The 19,298-nt window shown below is 43.6% G+C and carries 15 protein-coding genes, 3 tRNA genes, 3 rRNA genes, 1 other RNA gene and 1 other annotated feature; of the genes, 18 read left to right on the plus strand and 4 right to left on the minus strand.

Annotated features, from left to right (window positions below; genetic code table 11):
• The first annotated feature begins 91 nt into the window (after positions 1–91).
• The 5 genes from LG336_RS00075 to LG336_RS00095 all read left to right on the plus strand — a co-directional run bounded on the left by LG336_RS00075 (position 92) and on the right by LG336_RS00095 (position 4,905).
• Positions 92–1,420, plus strand: a complete 1,329-nt coding sequence (locus tag LG336_RS00075; protein WP_404330620.1) for a D-alanyl-D-alanine carboxypeptidase family protein — start codon at positions 92–94, stop codon at positions 1,418–1,420.
• A gap of 180 nt (positions 1,421–1,600) precedes the next feature.
• A complete protein-coding gene (gene pdxS / locus LG336_RS00080; RefSeq protein ID WP_404330621.1) occupies positions 1,601–2,482 on the plus strand; it encodes a pyridoxal 5'-phosphate synthase lyase subunit PdxS in 882 nt (293 codons plus the stop codon).
• Positions 2,483–2,489: 7 nt separating this feature from the next.
• Positions 2,490–3,083 (plus strand): pyridoxal 5'-phosphate synthase glutaminase subunit PdxT, encoded by a 594-nt coding sequence (pdxT, locus tag LG336_RS00085; RefSeq protein WP_404330622.1) that lies wholly within the window; start codon positions 2,490–2,492, stop codon positions 3,081–3,083.
• Between the two features lie 55 nt (positions 3,084–3,138).
• Positions 3,139–3,364, plus strand: a binding site (T-box leader).
• Positions 3,365–3,435: 71 nt separating this feature from the next.
• Complete coding sequence (serS, locus tag LG336_RS00090; RefSeq protein WP_404330623.1) at positions 3,436–4,719, plus strand: serine--tRNA ligase; 1,284 nt, start codon at positions 3,436–3,438, stop codon at positions 4,717–4,719.
• Positions 4,720–4,812: 93 nt separating this feature from the next.
• Positions 4,813–4,905 (plus strand) — tRNA-Ser (locus LG336_RS00095).
• 188 nt (positions 4,906–5,093) lie between these two features.
• Here LG336_RS00095 and LG336_RS00100 read toward each other — a convergent pair.
• From LG336_RS00100 to LG336_RS00115, 4 genes are all read right to left on the minus strand, one after another.
• On the minus strand, positions 5,094–5,762 hold the full coding sequence (locus tag LG336_RS00100) for a deoxynucleoside kinase (protein ID WP_404330624.1): 669 nt from the start codon (positions 5,760–5,762) through the stop codon (positions 5,094–5,096).
• Positions 5,759–6,400 carry a deoxynucleoside kinase gene (locus LG336_RS00105; protein ID WP_404330625.1) on the minus strand — a complete coding sequence of 214 codons (642 nt, stop codon included), beginning with the start codon at positions 6,398–6,400 and terminating at the stop codon, positions 5,759–5,761. Before LG336_RS00105 ends, LG336_RS00100 begins: the two co-directional genes overlap by 4 nt.
• Positions 6,401–6,994: 594 nt before the next feature.
• Positions 6,995–8,287 carry a glycosyl hydrolase family 18 protein gene (locus tag LG336_RS00110; RefSeq protein ID WP_404330626.1) on the minus strand — a complete coding sequence of 431 codons (1,293 nt, stop codon included), beginning with the start codon at positions 8,285–8,287 and terminating at the stop codon, positions 6,995–6,997.
• A gap of 70 nt (positions 8,288–8,357) precedes the next feature.
• Positions 8,358–8,906 carry an isochorismatase family cysteine hydrolase gene (locus LG336_RS00115; RefSeq protein ID WP_404330627.1) on the minus strand — a complete coding sequence of 183 codons (549 nt, stop codon included), beginning with the start codon at positions 8,904–8,906 and terminating at the stop codon, positions 8,358–8,360.
• Between the two features lie 82 nt (positions 8,907–8,988).
• Between LG336_RS00115 and tadA the strand changes: the two genes are divergently transcribed.
• The 13 genes from tadA to LG336_RS00180 all read left to right on the plus strand — a co-directional run bounded on the left by tadA (position 8,989) and on the right by LG336_RS00180 (position 19,261).
• Positions 8,989–9,495: a tRNA adenosine(34) deaminase TadA gene (gene tadA / locus LG336_RS00120; RefSeq protein WP_404330628.1), complete on the plus strand. Its 507-nt coding sequence runs from the start codon at positions 8,989–8,991 to the stop codon at positions 9,493–9,495.
• A gap of 73 nt (positions 9,496–9,568) precedes the next feature.
• An RNA gene (gene ffs / locus LG336_RS00125) (signal recognition particle sRNA large type) lies at positions 9,569–9,833 on the plus strand.
• Between the two features lie 202 nt (positions 9,834–10,035).
• Positions 10,036–11,727 (plus strand): DNA polymerase III subunit gamma/tau, encoded by a 1,692-nt coding sequence (gene dnaX, locus LG336_RS00130; protein WP_404330629.1) that lies wholly within the window; start codon positions 10,036–10,038, stop codon positions 11,725–11,727.
• A 16-nt stretch (positions 11,728–11,743) separates the two neighbouring features.
• On the plus strand, positions 11,744–12,064 hold the full coding sequence (locus tag LG336_RS00135; protein ID WP_221876064.1) for a YbaB/EbfC family nucleoid-associated protein: 321 nt from the start codon (positions 11,744–11,746) through the stop codon (positions 12,062–12,064).
• A 15-nt stretch (positions 12,065–12,079) separates the two neighbouring features.
• The gene (gene recR, locus LG336_RS00140) at positions 12,080–12,676 is read left to right on the plus strand and encodes a recombination mediator RecR (RefSeq protein ID WP_404330630.1); all 597 of its coding nucleotides are present in this window, start codon (positions 12,080–12,082) and stop codon (positions 12,674–12,676) included.
• A 26-nt stretch (positions 12,677–12,702) separates the two neighbouring features.
• Positions 12,703–12,927, plus strand: coding sequence for a YaaL family protein (locus LG336_RS00145; RefSeq protein WP_404330631.1), 225 nt, complete (start codon positions 12,703–12,705; stop codon positions 12,925–12,927).
• 76 nt (positions 12,928–13,003) lie between these two features.
• Positions 13,004–13,267 carry a pro-sigmaK processing inhibitor BofA family protein gene (locus LG336_RS00150; protein WP_404330632.1) on the plus strand — a complete coding sequence of 88 codons (264 nt, stop codon included), beginning with the start codon at positions 13,004–13,006 and terminating at the stop codon, positions 13,265–13,267.
• A gap of 288 nt (positions 13,268–13,555) precedes the next feature.
• Positions 13,556–15,106: ribosomal RNA gene (locus LG336_RS00155) — 16S ribosomal RNA — on the plus strand.
• A gap of 139 nt (positions 15,107–15,245) precedes the next feature.
• Positions 15,246–15,322, plus strand: a tRNA-Ile gene (locus tag LG336_RS00160).
• 8 nt (positions 15,323–15,330) lie between these two features.
• A tRNA-Ala gene (locus tag LG336_RS00165) sits at positions 15,331–15,406 on the plus strand.
• Between the two features lie 169 nt (positions 15,407–15,575).
• Positions 15,576–18,532: ribosomal RNA gene (locus LG336_RS00170) — 23S ribosomal RNA — on the plus strand.
• Positions 18,533–18,665: 133 nt separating this feature from the next.
• Positions 18,666–18,781, plus strand: a 5S ribosomal RNA gene (gene rrf / locus LG336_RS00175).
• Together the 16S, 23S and 5S rRNA genes with 2 tRNA genes alongside form the textbook arrangement of a ribosomal RNA operon.
• A gap of 276 nt (positions 18,782–19,057) precedes the next feature.
• Complete coding sequence (locus LG336_RS00180; protein ID WP_404330633.1) at positions 19,058–19,261, plus strand: sigma factor G inhibitor Gin; 204 nt, start codon at positions 19,058–19,060, stop codon at positions 19,259–19,261.
• Positions 19,262–19,298: the final 37 nt, after the last annotated feature.

The following is a 19,298-nucleotide window of genomic DNA, read 5'->3' on the forward strand; positions in this document are numbered from 1 at the left end:
GTTTATGTTAAACTAAACGGGTGTGTTTTTAAAAGGGGAAACTAGTAACATACAAATAGATTTATTTTAATGAGCTGGAGGGAAATTTGCTTTGAAGCGTTACAGACAGTTTTCAATTTTTGTTGCCGTATTTATTTTAAGTTTAACCACGTTATTCTCTGGATTTGCAGGAAATGCAAAAGCTGCAGAGGATCCACTTGGCCTAAGTGCTGAGGCAGCCATTCTCTTAGATGGCGATACTGGTAGAGTTTTATATGAAAAGAATGCAGATGTTGTCCTAGGTGTCGCTTCTATGTCAAAAATGATGACGGAGTATCTCGTACTCGAAGCCATTCATGAAGGAAAGATTACTTGGGACCAAACAGTAAAAATCAATGAATATGTTCACCGTTTATCAGCTGCTCCAGGGTTGTCGAATGTAGGATTAACTCAAGGAGAAGATTACACAGTAGAAGAGCTTTATCAGGCGATGGCTATCCATTCTGGGAATGCTGCTACAGTAGCACTTGCAGAGCTTATTGGGGGCACTGAAAAGAACTTTGTTGAAATGATGAACGATAAAGCAGCTGAATTAAAACTAGAGGATTATAAATTTGTAAACTCTTCAGGTTTGAATAATAGCTCATTATTAGGAAACCACCCAGCTGGAGCACCAGATGAAGAAAATGTGATGTCGGCACGTGCAACAGCAAGGCTTGCTTATCGTTTGCTTACAGATTACCCAGAGGTATTAGATACAGCTAGCCAACCAAGGTTGCCTTTTAGAGATGGAAAGACCTATGATAACTTCAACTTTATGTTACCAACCTTAGTGAATGAATACGAAGGTATTGATGGTCTGAAAACTGGTTCAACCGACTTTGCGGGTTACGGCTTTACAGCTACTGCCAAAAGAGGTGACCAAAGGTATATTTCTGTTGTCATGAAGACGGACACTATGAATACACGTTTTGCTGAGACTGCTAAAGTAATGAACTATGCTTTTAGTAATTTTGGACAAGAAAAAATATTTGATGAGAACTATCAAATAAAAGGTCAGGAAACAATCCCTGTTACAAAGGGGAAAGAAAATCAGGTAAACGTTCAGACTGCTAACGAACTCGTTCTTACTATAAAAAATGGAGAAAAGGACGAATTTGTACCAAAGCTAGTCTTAAATAAAGATCTAATAAATGAAGATGGCGAATTAACTGCTCCAATTGAAAAGGGACAACAGGTTGGATATATAACGGTAGAACCTAAAAGTGGCGAAGCTGTTACCTTCATTACTAGTGAAGGACAAAAATCTGTACAAGTCCCAGTTGTAGCTGCTGAAGATGTTGAAAAAGCAAATTGGTTCGTGCTTTCAATGAGAGGCATTGGCGGGTTCTTCGGCGATTTATTCAGCAGTGTAGCATCTGCTGTTAAGGGTTTATTTTAATAAAATATTATCTTACTAAAACAATAAAGCGAAGGATTCCTATTGACAGGAATCCTTTTTTAATGTTTATTACCATTAAGGGAAATTTTAATATTCCGATTTATTTTGTCGGACTTTTCCTCTAAAATAGAAGAAGTGGATTTGAAAGATTTGAAACTATTATAAAGTGGGGGAAAGAATATGAAAACAGGTACAGATCGCGTAAAACGAGGAATGGCCGAAATGCAAAAAGGCGGCGTCATTATGGATGTTGTTAATGCAGAACAGGCGAAAATCGCCGAGGAGGCTGGCGCCGTTGCTGTCATGGCATTAGAGCGAGTTCCTTCAGATATCCGTGCTGCTGGTGGAGTAGCAAGAATGGCTGATCCTACGATTATGGAAGAGGTTATGGCAGCCGTTTCAATTCCGGTCATGGCGAAAGCTAGAATTGGACATATTGTCGAGGCGAGAATTCTTGAGGCGATGGGCGTAGATTACATTGATGAAAGTGAAGTTCTAACTCCAGCAGATGAAGAATTCCATTTGTTAAAGAGTGAATATACAGTTCCATTTGTTTGCGGATGCCGCGACCTTGGTGAAGCAGCTAGACGTATTGGCGAAGGAGCAGCAATGCTACGTACGAAAGGTGAGCCTGGAACAGGAAATATTGTTGAAGCGGTTCGTCATATGCGTAAGGTAAATGCACAGGTTCGTAAACTAGTGACAATGGACGATGCAGAAATTATGACTGAGGCAAAGCTTCTCGGAGCCCCTTTCGAAATCCTGCTTGAAATTAAGCGTCTAGGTCGCTTACCTGTTGTAAACTTTGCTGCTGGCGGTGTAGCAACTCCAGCAGACGCAGCGTTAATGATGCAACTTGGTGCAGATGGAGTATTTGTTGGCTCTGGAATTTTCAAATCAGAGAACCCTGCGAAATTCGCCCGTGCGATTGTAGAAGCTACTACTCACTACCAGGATTATGAGTTGATTGCTGAATTGTCTAAAGGACTAGGCGGAGCTATGAAGGGCATTGAAATATCATCCTTAGCTCCAGAAGCTCGTATGCAGGACCGCGGGTGGTAAGAGACCTATGGTGAAAATTGGCGTACTTGGGCTACAAGGTGCAGTAAGAGAACATGTACGTGCCGTTGAATCGAGCGGTGCGGAGGCTTTTGTTATTAAGTGGCCTGAAGAGTTAAAGGAAATGGACGGGCTCATCATTCCTGGTGGCGAGAGCACCACGATGAGAAAATTAATTGATAAATATAACTTTATGCCTGAGCTAAAGCAGTTTGCGGCTGACGGCAAGCCGATGTTCGGGACATGCGCTGGCTTAATTTTATTAGCTAAGCATGTGGTCGGTTATCAAGAGCCACACATCGGGGTCATGGATGTGACCGTTGAACGAAATTCCTTTGGACGTCAGCGTGAAAGCTTTGAATCCGACCTTGACATTAATGGAGTAGCTGAACAATTCTCTGCGGTGTTTATTCGAGCGCCACACATCGTCGAAGCAGGCGAGAATGTTGAAGTATTGGCGAAGCATAATGGCCGGGTTGTTGCCGCGCGTGAAGGTCAATTTCTAGGGTGTTCATTTCATCCAGAACTAACAGATGACCACCGACTTACTGCCTTCTTTGTACAAATGGTTGTGGAGTCAAAGGTAAAATCATCGGTAGTATAATTCAGTTGCACGCTGGAAATAAATATAGTAAATTGGTAATAATAAAACCTGATAGGAAAAAGCAATGACAGGAACTAGTAACTTGTCCTCATTTCTTAAGAGAGCCGGTGGTTGCTGCAAACCGGTGGGTGAGACTTGTGAATCCATCCTCGAGCAAAGCATGGAAAGCCAAGTGCAAGTATATGCTTTCGGCCACAAGCCGTTATCTTTTGCAAAGAGGAAAGTGTCCTAATGGTATGCTTTCAATCAGGGTGGCAACGCGGGTAACTCTCGTCCCTTTTTAGGGGACGGGAGTTTTTTGTGTTTTTATTGCTGTAAGCCAAAGCAAATAAGTTTGGAGGAGGAATTGCAGATGCTTGATGTAAAGTATTTACGAACTAATTTTGAAGAAGTAAAGCAGAAACTACAACATCGAGGAGAGGATTTAACTGATTTTGGTAAGTTCGAAGCTCTTGATGTTAAAAGACGAGAATTGCTTGTCGAAACGGAAACACTAAAAGGAAAACGAAATGAGGTTTCTCAGCAGGTTGCGATTTTAAAAAGAGAGAAAAAGGATGCAGATGCGTTAATTACCGAAATGCGCGAGGTTGGCGATAAAATTAAGGCCCTTGATGAAGAATTAAGAGGCGTAGAGGAAACATTAGACAATCTATTAATGAGCATTCCAAATATCCCTCATGAAAGTGTTCCAGTCGGAGAGACAGAGGATGATAATGTTGAAATTCGTAAATGGGGCGAGCTTCCAGAGTTTTCTTTTGAGGCAAAGCCACATTGGGACATTGCCGATGAATTAAAGATTATTGATTTTGAACGTGCCGGAAAAGTAACGGGGAGTCGATTTGCTTTTTATAAAGGATTAGGGGCCCGTTTAGAGCGTGCACTTATTAGCTTTATGATGGATCTTCATGCCGATGAACATGGGTATCACGAAGTCCTGCCACCATATATGGTAAACCGAGCTAGTATGACAGGGACAGGTCAGCTACCTAAATTTGAGGAAGATGCTTTTAAAGTGGCCGATACTGATTATTTCTTAATTCCTACATCAGAGGTTCCAGTTACAAACCTACACCGTGATGAAATCTTAAGCAGTGAGCAGCTTCCGATTAAATATGTTGCGTACAGTGCAAACTTCCGCTCTGAGGCAGGGTCTGCGGGTCGTGATACACGTGGATTAATCCGACAGCATCAATTTAATAAAGTAGAGCTTGTAAAGTTTGTAAAACCAGAAGATTCTTATGCAGAATTAGAGGCATTAACGAATAATGCTGAAAAGGTTCTTCAGTTATTGGGTCTCCCGTACCGCGTGCTTAGCATGTGTACCGCAGACCTCGGGTTCACAGCTGCAAAGAAGTATGATATTGAAGTGTGGATTCCTAGCTATGGGACATACCGTGAAATCTCTTCTTGTAGTAATTTTGAGGCCTTCCAGGCAAGAAGAGCAAATATCCGATTCCGCCGCGAACCTAAGGCAAAACCAGAGCATGTACATACATTAAATGGTTCTGGCCTTGCAGTCGGCCGCACGGTAGCCGCTATTCTTGAGAATTACCAGCAGGAAGATGGTAGCGTCGTGATTCCTGAGGCATTACGTCCTTATATGCGTAATGTTGAAGTGATTCGACCTCAAAATTAAAAATTATGGGCGGAACCTTTTCCGCCCATAAAAAAATATCACTATTATGTTGACATGGTTTTTGTAATATGATAAATTAATTCTTGTCGATACGGAGGAATACCCAAGTCCGGCTGAAGGGATCGGTCTTGAAAACCGACAGGCGGGTCAAACCGCGCAGGGGTTCGAATCCCCTTTCCTCCTCCATACTATTGATACTTAATATTTGCGCATAAATATTGGAGATTAAAAAACCTGTTACCACTTGGTAGCAGGTTTTTTTGTGTAGATAAAGAACTCAAACTAAAGGCTGTCCCTTGGAGCGGGGATCAACACATAGTTAAACCAATCAAAAATAAAAAGACCAGTCGAATTTGTACTGGTCTTTCCTACTTTTATCTTTTTAATAATTGTGTCTGGTGGATAAACGAACCGATTCGCTCCACAATCGGATCGATAGTGGACTTATCGCTCACAATATCATAATCATTGATGTTTAATCTTAGTACAGGGCAGGCATTAAAGTTATTAATCCAATCTTCGTAACGCCCATGCATCTCTTTCCAATACTCAATTGGTGTTTGCTGCTCCATTGGACGGCCCCGCAAACGAATTCTGTCTAGAATATCGTCAATGCTTCCCTCAAGATAAATCAATAAATCAGGATGCGGGAAATAAGGAGTCATCACCATTGCATCAAACAGGCTTTTATAGGTTTCATAATCAACGGGTGACATGGTTCCTTTTTCATAATGCATCTTTGCAAATATTCCAGTATCCTCATAAATTGAGCGATCTTGAATGAATCCTCCGCCATACTCAAAAATTCTTTTTTGTTCCTTAAAGCGCTCAGCTAGGAAGTAAACTTGAAGATGAAAGCTCCAGCGATCAAAATCAGCATAAAATTTATCCAGATAGGGGTTTGTATCCACCTTTTCAAAGGAGGTTCGAAATTTTAGTGCTTCAGCAAGAGCGTTTGTCATTGTGGATTTTCCGACTCCTACGGTACCAGCAACAGTAATGACGGCATTATGTGGGATGTCATATTTCATTCGTAGATTCATTGTTGTACGCTCCTTTTAGTCAATGATGCTGAAAGCTGTGAGATAATCTTTTGTAGGTCTTGTTCATTTTTCACAAAATCTAGTTCGTCGCCATTAAAACGTAGAACGGGAATGTGAGGATATTGTACTTCAAATGTATTCATCGCTTCCTCATAATCCAGAGAAAGTTGTTGAAGATAAGCAGAACTGATGTTTTTCTCTACTTCCCTGCCACGCATCTCGATTCGTTCTAACAGGGTATCAAGACTTGCATGTAAATAGACAATAACATTTGGAGTTGGCGTATCTTGTGTTAAAATATCGTATATCTTATAGTATTTTTCGTACTCCTGTCGGTTTAATGTACGTTGAGCAAAAATTAAGTTTTTAAAGATATGATAGTCTGCAACAACTGGTTGACTTTGACTGATGAAATTTTTATTAATATCTCCTAATTGTTTGTATCGGTTGCAGAGAAAAAACATTTCCGTTTGAAAGCTCCACTCTTCGATATTGTCATAAAACTTTCCGAGAAATGGATTTTCATCAACAATTTCCTTCAATAAGGCGTATTGAAATTGTTCAGAAATGGCTTTCGCTAAAGATGTTTTGCCGACGCCAATCGGTCCTTCAACCGTGATAAAAGGTGTTTCCCCCACAGTTTGTCCTCCTTTTCTATCCGGTTATCTATTTTAAAAATTACAGAACATAGTTGTAAAAAAACACAGACTTCATTTTAACATAATATCATCAGGAATAGACATGGAATATTTAGCTTAAAAGCGAGAAAAAAAAGACAGTCAACCATTTAGTTAACGGGTTCTGTTTTGAAGTACAAAATACGAATTAACATTGCTTTTCATATAGTAATTCGCACTTGAATTAAAAAGCAATTCGGCAAGTAAATCAGAAAAAATGCTTGGAGACATGCTCCAAGCATTTTGTATTTCAAGATAAGCACCGGTTCAGCGATTTCCAAATCTTCAAGAATTGCCAGGCGATAAGCTATTAAAATAAGTGGAGAAATTCCTCTTATTTAGGAAATAATACGAAAAATAGATGAAATAGAGGGAAAGATTCCCCCTATTTACTCGAAAAACATGAAAATGGACCATTTTGTATCCTCCAAACCGAGCCCTATTCTGCAGGTTAACGGGAAAAACTCCCCTTATTTTACTAGTACTCGTTACTCAATTAAGGACAAGGCTTGTTAATGTAAAGGAAGTGAAATGAAAATCACCGTGGGACACGATTTAAGCACCATTTTGTTTAATTACATTGAAGTTATCTGTGATTAAAAGCCAGTTTTGCGGGAAGCTAAGACCAAGTTTCCAGTAACTGATACCCCTTAAATTTAACTCTTTGATTAAATCAAATTTGGCTTGGATTGAACGGGCATCCTCAAACCAAACTTCATGGCGTTTGCCTTCTGCATCCCAGTAATGGAAAAATGGTGCCTGCGCCTCTTCATCATATTGAATCGCAACATTGTTGGTTGCGGCCAGCTGGATGGCTTGTTGCGGGCTTACCGCTTTAGCGATGCTCCCTTCAACAAAAGGAAGAGTCCAGTCATACCCATATAAATTTTGCCCCATCATTATTTTAGTTGAAGGCATCTCGGTAATGGCATATTCAATTACCTCTCGGACAGGACCAATTGGAGAAACAGCCATCGCTGGGCCGCCACTATACCCCCACTCATAGGTCATAATGACAACAAAATCGACAATTTCACCATGGGCACGATAGTCATGAGCTGTGTACCAGGCGCCTTCCTGTTCAGCACTCGTTTTTGGAGCAAGTGCAGTAGAAATCAACCACCCCTCTTGTTTAAAGCGGTCTCGAGCTTTACGTAAAAAGGTATTATAGGCTTCGCGGTCTGCAGGTCGAAGAAATTCAAAGTCGAAATGAATATCGCGGAATCCAACTCTTTTGGCAGTTGAGACAATATTATTTAAGAACCGATCTTGAATGGCCATGTCATTTAAAAGAATGCGTCCAAGCTCATCGCTAAACTGATCGTTCTCCTGATTGGTTATCACCATCATTAAAGTATTATTATTGGCTTGGGCAATTGCTGGAAAGTTATTTAATAACGGTTCTTTTAAAGAACCATCCCTTAAAGCTTGATAGCTAAAAGGGGCTAAGTAAGTCAAATAAGGGGCGGCATCCCGTGCGGCTGTTTCCAATTCCGGTGCTACCGTATCCCCCCTTGGTTCTACGTAAGCATTGGTCTCTGTCTGTTTCTTAGGTCTTTGTGGAATATAAAGCCTAAATCCAACTTGAAGAGGCTGATCAACAGGTATGCCATTGATACGGGCTAATTCCTGATGGGTGGTGCCAAATCTTCTAGCGATAGAATATAAATTATCTCCTTGTTGAACCCAGTAAAAACTGCCGATGATGGGGATGACGACGGCTTGACCGATAACAAGTTGATTAGGGTTTGGTATCTCATTGGCCTCAATAATGTCATTAACAGACGACCCATACGCACGGGCTAATGCTGTTAGTGAATCACCAGGTTGAATGATATGAATTTGCATGGTCTTCCCTCCTATTTAGCGGATATAAACGCTAAAAACATCATATGAGGGAAGGGGTTGACCTATGAACTCATAGGTCATATATTATTTTTGAAGGTTCAATATTGGCCTTTAGGACCTCTTTCATCATCGTTAAAGCATAGATATTATCCTCGTCATGATTAGAAGCCGTGCAATCTTTTGGCACATATAATGAGTATTCGCGCATATACGCATCATTTGCTGTAAATAGTACACAAATATTCCCTGCAATTCCGGTCAGCACTAGAACATCCACTTTTAGTTCTTGGAGCAGGGTATCTAATGCCGTACCATAAAAGGCAGAGTGCTTTGGTTTGATGAGAAAATAATCCTCAGCACGAGGAGCAATTTTATCAATAATGTGTTTGCTCCGCTCATTTGAACAATGCTGGATGAGGCTTTCTAAATCTGCCTTCCATAATTTATAATGATCATTAATATAAATAACTGGCCAATTCTTTTTATAAAAATAATCCTTCAAGTTAAGGATTGAGTACATAATGGTAGAGGTTTTTTGCGAAAGGATTTCACCGTGGGTAAAATTAAAGTCATTGATCATGTCTATAATGAGTAAAGCGGGTTTTTGATCCATTTTCATAATATCATCCTCTCCTTTTGCTTATCCTTTGATTAAGGAATGGATATTAAACGTTATGGTAGGAGAAATGAGGAATACTCGAATGAATAGAAGTCTAGATGAGGTTTACATGAATGAGGCATTGTTGGAAGCTAAAAAAGCAGGAGAAGCAGGTGAGGTCCCGATTGGGGCAATCATTGTCTTAGATGGTGAAATTATTGCAAGGGCCTATAATTTACGGGAAACGGAGCAAAGTTCAATCGCTCATGCTGAGGTGCTTGCAATCAATGAAGCTTGTAAAAAACTGGGCACATGGAGGCTTGAAGGGGCAGAGCTTTACGTCACACTTGAGCCGTGTCCGATGTGTGCAGGTGCCATAATGTTATCTAGAATTAAACGGGTTGTGTATGGTGCAGCAGATCCGAAAGGAGGTTGCGCGGGAACTTTTATGAATTTATTACAAGACGAACGTTTTAATCATCAGAGTGAAGTTGTGACAGGTGTTCTTAAAGAGGAGTGTAGTTCCTTGCTGTCGCAGTTCTTTCGGGAGCTAAGGGAACGGAAGAAACAACAGAAAAAGCTGAGGAAATCCCAGGAAGTAAATAATTGACAGGGACAAAACATTGCAATTTTCCTTGAGAGTTAGTATACTAATTATGCGTCACAAACGACGCAACTCTTTGCCGTGCTAGTCGGGGAGGTAGCGGTGCCCTGTACCCGCAATCCGCTCTAGCGGGGATGAATCCCTTCCTGAGGCTGATTGACTGTAGGGTCTGCCTCAAGTAAGTGGTGTTGACGCTCGGGTCCTGCGCAATGGGAATCCATGAACTATGTCAGGTCCGGAAGGAAGCAGCATTAAGTGGACGCTCCCATGTGCCGCAGGGCAACCTGGGCCGAGCTAACTGCTTGAGTAACGCTTATGGTCGTCAGTCGAAGGAAGGTGCACGGCTGATACATAAGACAAAACCCATCTCTTCATTGAGGTGGGTTTTTTATTGTATGTAATAGGGTAAAACAGATACTGTCCATTATTTATTGAGGAAAGAAATAATTTTAGAAGGATCCCGTTATAATACCTTTACAAGATAGTTTTGTTTTTCTAGATACGTTATAATAAGGGAGATAATATACATAGAAGGGAGCGGTGTCTTTGGCTTATCAAGCGTTATATCGTGTCTGGCGGCCGCAGCAGTTTTTTGATGTCGTCGGTCAGGAACATGTTACAACGACACTGCAAAATGCTCTGCTTCAAGAAAAAATATCACATGCTTATCTCTTTTCTGGGCCACGTGGGACGGGAAAAACAAGTGCTGCTAAGATTCTTGCAAAAGCAGTGAACTGTGAAAAGGCCCCTGTTAGTGAGCCTTGTAATGAATGTGACTCTTGTCGGGGAATTACAGATGGGTCGATTCCGGATGTAATTGAGATTGATGCGGCTTCTAACAATGGCGTCGAGGAAATTAGGGACATTCGTGATAAGGTTAAATATGCACCGAACGCGGTTAAGTATAAGGTGTATATTGTCGATGAGGTCCATATGCTTTCGATCGGAGCCTTTAATGCACTGTTAAAGACACTGGAAGAGCCTCCACGTCATGTTATTTTTATCCTCGCCACGACAGAACCTCATAAAATCCCACTAACCATTATTTCGAGAACTCAAAGGTTTGATTTTAAGCGGATTACCGCACAAGCGATTGTCGGCAGAATGAAGTGGATTATCGAGGAAACAGGTCTAGACTGTGATGAGAAAGCACTTCAAGTGATTGCAAGGGCAGCAGAAGGTGGGATGCGGGATGCACTTAGTCTTCTGGACCAAGCGATTTCCTTTAGTCAAGATAAAGTAACGGTTGAGGATGCCTTGACAGTAACAGGCTCTGTTTCTCAAGCCTTTTTAAATCAGCTAGCTAGAGCAGTTCATGAAAAGAATGCCGCTTCAGGTTTGGAGGCTCTAGAGGAGTTACTTTATCAAGGGAAAGATCCGGCGCGATTTATTGAAGACTTGATTTATTTTTATCGGGATATGCTACTTTATAAAGCAGCCCCTGCACTAGAGGAGTCCTTAGAAAGAGTGCTACTTGATGAAGATTTTCAGCAATTAGCAAGTGAGGTTGATACTAGCGACATTTATGAGATTATTGATGGTCTAAATAAAGCTCAGCAGGAAATGCGTTGGACCAACCACCCTCGAGTATTTTTAGAAGTGGCCATTGTGAGGCTATGTCAGTTTGAAAAGAGTCAGCCGACTGCAAATCGAGATATCGAACCACTATTACAAAGGTTGGAACAACTAGAAGATAAGTTAGCGAGATATGAGCAGAATCCCCCGGCAGTTGCTGCTCAGAGTGAGCAAGCTGCTCAGAAAAAACCTCAGCGTGCAAACAGAAAGGGATTCCAAGCACCGACTGGTAAAATCAATGAGGTTTTAAAAAATGCAACCAAGCAGGATTTACAGGAGATCAAAAGTCGTTGGGGCGAGATGCGTGACCAGTTAATCTCAAGGCAAATGCGCTCTCAAGCTGCACTTCTAAATGATGCCGAACCTGTAGCTTCATCTAGCGATGCTTTAGTGATAAAATTTAAATATGAAATCCACTGCCAGATGGCAATGGAAAATGAAAAGTTCATCCAAACAATGGGTTCTGTGCTCCTAGAACTGATAGGAAAGCAATTAATAGTAATAGGGGTACCAGAAGAACAATGGTTAACGATTCGTGAAAAGTTTATCAATAGCCAGCAACCCGGTTCTATTGAAGGAAGTGGAAGCTCCGAGGAGGAGGATCCGCTTATTTCAGAGGCGAAAAAACTGTTTGGAGAAGAAATCATTCAAATACAAGATTAACGGAGGAATGTTGAATATGCGTGGAATGGGAAATATGCAAAACATGATGAAACAAATGCAAAAAATGCAAAAGAAAATGGCTCAAGCCCAAGAGGAGCTTGGTGAAAAGAGAATTGAAGGTTCTGCTGGGGGCGGAATGGTTACTGTTATTGTCACAGGGCATAAGGAAATTGTAGATGTGCAAATTAAGCAAGAGGTTGTTGATCCTGATGATGTCGAAATGTTACAGGATCTAGTATTGGCTGCAACAAATGATGCATTAAAGAAAGCAGAAGAGCTAACGAATTCAACTATGGGACAATTCACTAAAGGGATGAACCTTCCGGGGATGTTCTAGGAGGAATAAAATAGAATGCATTATCCTGAACCAATATCAAAGCTCATTGACAGCTTTATGAAGTTGCCAGGTATCGGCCCGAAAACGGCTGCTCGTCTGGCTTTTTTTGTTCTTAGTATGAAGGAAGATACTGTCCTTGACTTTGCAAAGGCATTAATCAATGCCAAGCGGAATTTGAGCTATTGTTCCGTTTGTGGCCACATCACCGACCAAGACCCTTGCTATATTTGTGAAGACCAACGTCGAGATAGAAGAGTCATTTGTGTGGTTCAAGACCCTAAAGATGTAATCGCGATGGAAAAAATGAAGGAATTTAGTGGTTTGTACCATGTGCTTCATGGATCCATATCACCAATGGATGGCATTGGACCAGAGGACATCAATATTCCTGACCTATTAAAAAGGCTCCAAGACGAAACAGTTCAAGAGGTCATTTTAGCAACAAACCCTAATATAGAGGGAGAGGCAACTGCGATGTACATCTCACGCCTTTTAAAGCCGTCAGGTATAAGGGTTACTAGAATTGCACATGGTCTCCCTGTTGGTGGGGACTTGGAGTATGCAGACGAAGTTACTCTTTCGAAAGCACTGGAAGGTCGAAGAGAAGTCTAATTGTATCTAGGAGGAACGTTCCGGTCATGTTATTTCGAAGAACAGGGCAGCTAAGAAAAAAGTATGATAAAGAGTTGCTTCAACAACTCAACCAGCTTAGGGCAGACTGGGAGCATAAAAAGTCACTCATGGAAAAGAGTTTTGATGCACCGAGAGAATTTATTACAGAAGCAAAACTTGCAGAAGCTAAATACTTCTACCTCTTCAAAGAAGTAAAAGAACGGAAAATTTCTGTAAGGGAGCTCAAATGACTATAAATCCAAACGTTCTTTTTTTACAGGCTTGTTCATATTATCTTAGTACAAGTCTATAAAAGGAGAGGAAGAAATGGATCCGATTGTCATTATTTCACTTTTTGCTGGTCTTATTCTGATTATGTTCTTCATAGGTGCTCCGATTAAACCATTACGTTTTGTCGGTCAAGGGGTTATTAAAATCCTAATCGGGGCGCTTTTCTTATTTTTCTTGAATGAATTCGGGACGAGCTTAGGAATTTACGTTCCTATTAACCTTGTAACGGCTAGTGTCTCAGGTATTTTGGGGATTCCCGGTGTGCTTGCCCTAGTCGCAATAGAAAATTGGATTATCTAACCACTTTAAAAAACTACTGCACCCCAGTAGTTTTTTTATTTATGTTGTTGACGAAATGGTAGTGTGGTGATAATATAATACAAGTCGCTGATAACAAAGCGATTTAACGAATAAAAAAAGTTATTGACGCACCGTTAATAACATGTTATATTAATAAAGTCGCTTCTGAGCGATGATTGCTCTTTGAAAACTAAACAAACAAGCGTCAACAAACAATATTTATTCATGACTTCTATTATAGAAGAACATGAGCCAACGTTTTATTTTATGAGCTAATCACTCTACATTTTATTGGAGAGTTTGATCCTGGCTCAGGACGAACGCTGGCGGCGTGCCTAATACATGCAAGTCGAGCGGATCTTTGGGAGCTTGCTCCCAAAGATTAGCGGCGGACGGGTGAGTAACACGTGGGCAACCTGCCTGTAAGACTGGGATAACTCCGGGAAACCGGGGCTAATACCGGATAATTCATTCCCTCTCATGAGGGAATGCTGAAAGACGGTTTCGGCTGTCACTTACAGATGGGCCCGCGGCGCATTAGCTAGTTGGTGAGGTAACGGCTCACCAAGGCCACGATGCGTAGCCGACCTGAGAGGGTGATCGGCCACACTGGGACTGAGACACGGCCCAGACTCCTACGGGAGGCAGCAGTAGGGAATCTTCCGCAATGGACGAAAGTCTGACGGAGCAACGCCGCGTGAGCGATGAAGGCCTTCGGGTCGTAAAGCTCTGTTGTTAGGGAAGAACAAGTACCGGAGTAACTGCCGGTACCTTGACGGTACCTAACCAGAAAGCCACGGCTAACTACGTGCCAGCAGCCGCGGTAATACGTAGGTGGCAAGCGTTGTCCGGAATTATTGGGCGTAAAGCGCGCGCAGGCGGTCCTTTAAGTCTGATGTGAAAGCCCACGGCTCAACCGTGGAGGGTCATTGGAAACTGGGGGACTTGAGTGCAGAAGAGGAGAGTGGAATTCCACGTGTAGCGGTGAAATGCGTAGAGATGTGGAGGAACACCAGTGGCGAAGGCGACTCTCTGGTCTGTAACTGACGCTGAGGCGCGAAAGCGTGGGGAGCGAACAGGATTAGATACCCTGGTAGTCCACGCCGTAAACGATGAGTGCTAAGTGTTAGAGGGTTTCCGCCCTTTAGTGCTGCAGCAAACGCATTAAGCACTCCGCCTGGGGAGTACGGCCGCAAGGCTGAAACTCAAAGGAATTGACGGGGGCCCGCACAAGCGGTGGAGCATGTGGTTTAATTCGAAGCAACGCGAAGAACCTTACCAGGTCTTGACATCCTCTGACAACTCTGGAGACAGAGCGTTCCCCTTCGGGGGACAGAGTGACAGGTGGTGCATGGTTGTCGTCAGCTCGTGTCGTGAGATGTTGGGTTAAGTCCCGCAACGAGCGCAACCCTTGTCCTTAGTTGCCAGCATTCAGTTGGGCACTCTAAGGAGACTGCCGGTGACAAACCGGAGGAAGGTGGGGATGACGTCAAATCATCATGCCCCTTATGACCTGGGCTACACACGTGCTACAATGGATAGAACAAAGGGCAGCGAAGCCGCGAGGTCAAGCAAATCCCATAAATCTATTCTCAGTTCGGATTGCAGGCTGCAACTCGCCTGCATGAAGCCGGAATCGCTAGTAATCGCGGATCAGCATGCCGCGGTGAATACGTTCCCGGGCCTTGTACACACCGCCCGTCACACCACGAGAGTTTGTAACACCCGAAGTCGGTGGGGTAACCTTTTAGGGGCCAGCCGCCTAAGGTGGGACAGATGATTGGGGTGAAGTCGTAACAAGGTAGCCGTATCGGAAGGTGCGGCTGGATCACCTCCTTTCTAAGGATAATGCCGTAAGGGCATTCGGAATGCGAATCTTTCGATTCGTACTAAGCAAATCTAAAGATTTGCCTCGTTGATTGCTTGTTTGTTTAGTTTTGAAGGAGTAATGATATTATTTCATATATTCCTGTTATGTGGGCCTATAGCTCAGCTGGTTAGAGCGCACGCCTGATAAGCGTGAGGTCGGTGGTTCGAGTCCACTTAGGCCCACCATTCATAACGGGGCCTTAGCTCAGCTGGGAGAGCGCCTGCCTTGCACGCAGGAGGTCAGCGGTTCGATCCCGCTAGGCTCCACCATGACACTTTTTTTAGTGTCTATTTTGTTCCTTGAAAACTAGATAATCGTAAGTAAGAAGGCAAAAGTAAAACACACATTTGTATCGCTTTTTTAATTTTTCTCTCTTTTATTTAAAAAAGAGAAACCAAAGACATGATTGTCTTTTAGAGACGAATAAATTCGTCCATAGGTTAAGTTAGAAAGGGCGCACGGTGGATGCCTTGGCACTAGGAGCCGATGAAGGACGGGACTAACACCGATATGCTTCGGGGAGCTGTAAGTAAGCTTTGATCCGGAGATTTCCGAATGGGGAAACCCACTGTTCGTAATGGAACAGTATCTTTACCTGAATACATAGGGTATTGAAGGCAGACCCGGGGAACTGAAACATCTAAGTACCCGGAGGAAGAGAAAGCAAATGCGATTCCCTGAGTAGCGGCGAGCGAAACGGGATTAGCCCAAACCAGAAGGCTTGCCTTCTGGGGTTGTAGGACACTCAACATGGAGTTACAAAGGAACGGGGTAAATGAAGTGGTCTGGAAAGGCCCGTCAAAGAAGGTAAAAACCCTGTAGTTGAAACTTCGTTCCCTCCTGAGTGGATCCTGAGTACGGCGGGACACGTGAAATCCCGTCGGAAGCTGGGAGGACCATCTCCCAAGGCTAAATACTCCCTAGTGACCGATAGTGAACCAGTACCGTGAGGGAAAGGTGAAAAGCACCCCGGAAGGGGAGTGAAAGAGATCCTGAAACCGTGTGCCTACAAGTAGTTAGAGCCCTGTGCATATTTCCTTCGGAAAATGCCGGGTGATAGCGTGCCTTTTGTAGAATGAACCGGCGAGTTACGATTACATGCAAGGTTAAGTCGAGAAGACGGAGCCGCAGCGAAAGCGAGTCTGAATAGGGCGAATAAGTATGTGGTTGTAGACCCGAAACCAGGTGATCTACCCATGTCCAGGGTGAAGGTAGGGTAACACCTACTGGAGGCCCGAACCCACGCACGTTGAAAAGTGCGGGGATGAGGTGTGGGTAGCGGAGAAATTCCAATCGAACCTGGAGATAGCTGGTTCTCTCCGAAATAGCTTTAGGGCTAGCCTCACGAAGTGAGAGTCTTGGAGGTAGAGCACTGTTTGGACTAGGGGCCCTCATCGGGTTACCGAATTCAGACAAACTCCGAATGCCAATGACTTATCCGTGGGAGTCAGACTGCGAGTGATAAGATCCGTAGTCAAGAGGGAAACAGCCCAGACCACCAGCTAAGGTCCCAAAGTATACGTTAAGTGGAAAAGGATGTGGAGTTGCTTAGACAACCAGGATGTTGGCTTAGAAGCAGCCACCATTTAAAGAGTGCGTAATAGCTCACTGGTCGAGTGACTCTGCGCCGAAAATGTACCGGGGCTAAACGTATCACCGAAGCTGTGGGTGGACATCTTACGATGTCCGCGGTAGGAGAGCGTTCTAAGGGCGTTGAAGCTAGACCGTAAGGACTGGTGGAGCGCTTAGAAGTGAGAATGCCGGTATGAGTAGCGAAAGATGGGTGAGAATCCCATCCACCGTATGCCTAAGGTTTCCTGAGGAAGGCTCGTCCTCTCAGGGTTAGTCGGGACCTAAGCCGAGGCCGAAAGGCGTAGGCGATGGACAACAGGTTGATATTCCTGTACCACCTCTTTATCGTTTGAGCAATGGGGGGACGCAGGAGGATAGGGTAAGCGCACTGCTGGATATGTGCGTCTAAGCAGTTAGGCTGGTAACGAGGCAAATCCCGTTACCGTGAAGGCTGAGCTGTGATAGCGAGGGAAATATAGTACCGAAGTTCCTGATTCCACACTGCCAAGAAAAGCCTCTAGCGAGATAAAAGGTGCCCGTACCGCAAACCGACACAGGTAGGCGAGGAGAGAATCCTAAGGTGAGCGAGAGAACTCTCGTTAAGGAACTCGGCAAAATGACCCCGTAACTTCGGGAGAAGGGGTGCTTTTTAGGGTGTTAAAGCCTTGAAAAGCCGCAGTGAATAGGCCCAGGCGACTGTTTAGCAAAAACACAGGTCTCTGCGAAGCCGCAAGGCGAAGTATAGGGGCTGACGCCTGCCCGGTGCTGGAAGGTTAAGAGGAGAGGTTAGCTCACGCGAAGCTTTGAATCGAAGCCCCAGTAAACGGCGGCCGTAACTATAACGGTCCTAAGGTAGCGAAATTCCTTGTCGGGTAAGTTCCGACCCGCACGAAAGGCGTAACGATCTGGGCACTGTCTCAACGAGAGACTCGGTGAAATTATAGTACCTGTGAAGATGCAGGTTACCCGCGACAGGACGGAAAGACCCCGTGGAGCTTTACTGCAGCCTGATATTGAATTTTGGTACAGCTTGTACAGGATAGGTAGGAGCCTTGGAAGCCGGAGCGCCAGCTTCGGTGGAGGCGTCGGTGGGATACTACCCTGGCTGTATTGAAATTCTAACCCGCACCCCTGATCGGGGTGGGAGACAGTGTCAGGTGGGCAGTTTGACTGGGGCGGTCGCCTCCTAAAATGTAACGGAGGCGCCCAAAGGTTCCCTCAGAATGGTTGGAAATCATTCGCAGAGTGTAAAGGCACAAGGGAGCTTGACTGCGAGACCTACAAGTCGAGCAGGGACGAAAGTCGGGCTTAGTGATCCGGTGGTTCCGCATGGAAGGGCCATCGCTCAACGGATAAAAGCTACCCCGGGGATAACAGGCTTATCTCCCCCAAGAGTCCACATCGACGGGGAGGTTTGGCACCTCGATGTCGGCTCATCGCATCCTGGGGCTGTAGTCGGTCCCAAGGGTTGGGCTGTTCGCCCATTAAAGCGGTACGCGAGCTGGGTTCAGAACGTCGTGAGACAGTTCGGTCCCTATCCGTCGTGGGCGCAGGAAATTTGAGAGGAGCTGTCCTTAGTACGAGAGGACCGGGATGGACGCACCGCTGGTGTACCAGTTGTCTTGCCAAAGGCATCGCTGGGTAGCTATGTGCGGACGGGATAAGTGCTGAAAGCATCTAAGCATGAAGCCCCCCTCAAGATGAGATTTCCCATAGCGTCAAGCTAGTAAGATCCCTGAAAGATGATCAGGTTGATAGGTCAGAGGTGGAAGCGCGGTGACGTGTGGAGCTGACTGATACTAATCGATCGAGGACTTAACCAATTATTGATAGTTATTTTCGCTAATGCGAAAAAACTTTGATACAAATCGTGTTACTTTTACTTCTTACACATTATCTAGTTTTGAGGGAACAAAGATTTTGCGTCAGCAAAATATCTACCCTATAATTAAATAGTCTGGTGGCGATAGCGAGAAGGTCACACCCGTTCCCATGCCGAACACGGAAGTTAAGCTTCTCAGCGCCGATGGTAGTTGGGGGTTTCCCCCTGTGAGAGTAGGACGTTGCCAGGCAAAATGAAAGAACAGCTGATTAAAGGCTGTTCTTTTTTATATTTTAATTAAAAATGAGTAGTCCTAACTCAAGTTTTGTTCCCCCTACAGCGAATATAAAATATCTAAGCCCAAACACCCCAAATGAAATATGAATAGTAAATTTCTATATAGACATACAATGAATGGCAATCGTCAACATACACTATAAATCAAGTAATCTTTAAAAGAGATTATTCTAAAGATTGTATACAAATGGGAGTACCGGGGCAGAATAGGTGTATGGAGGTGGAGAGTATGACTAGGATTTTAGCTCAAGAACATATGGGGGAATCTTGTGTAATCTGCGAACAATTAAAACCGGTTGGAATACATCTATACACTTCTTTTATCTGTACGGAGTGTGAAAGAGGAATGATTGATACGGACACGAGTGATCCAAAATATAAATTTTATGTGGATAAATTAAGAAAGGTTACCAAACCAGAAATCTTTTCATGAGCTTTATAGAAATAAACGGTGTGTAACCCCCTATTAT

Origin of the sequence: Mesobacillus maritimus (assembly GCF_044803185.1) — a bacterium.
Taxonomy (GTDB): Bacteria; Bacillota; Bacilli; order Bacillales; family Cytobacillaceae; genus Mesobacillus_B; species Mesobacillus_B maritimus_B.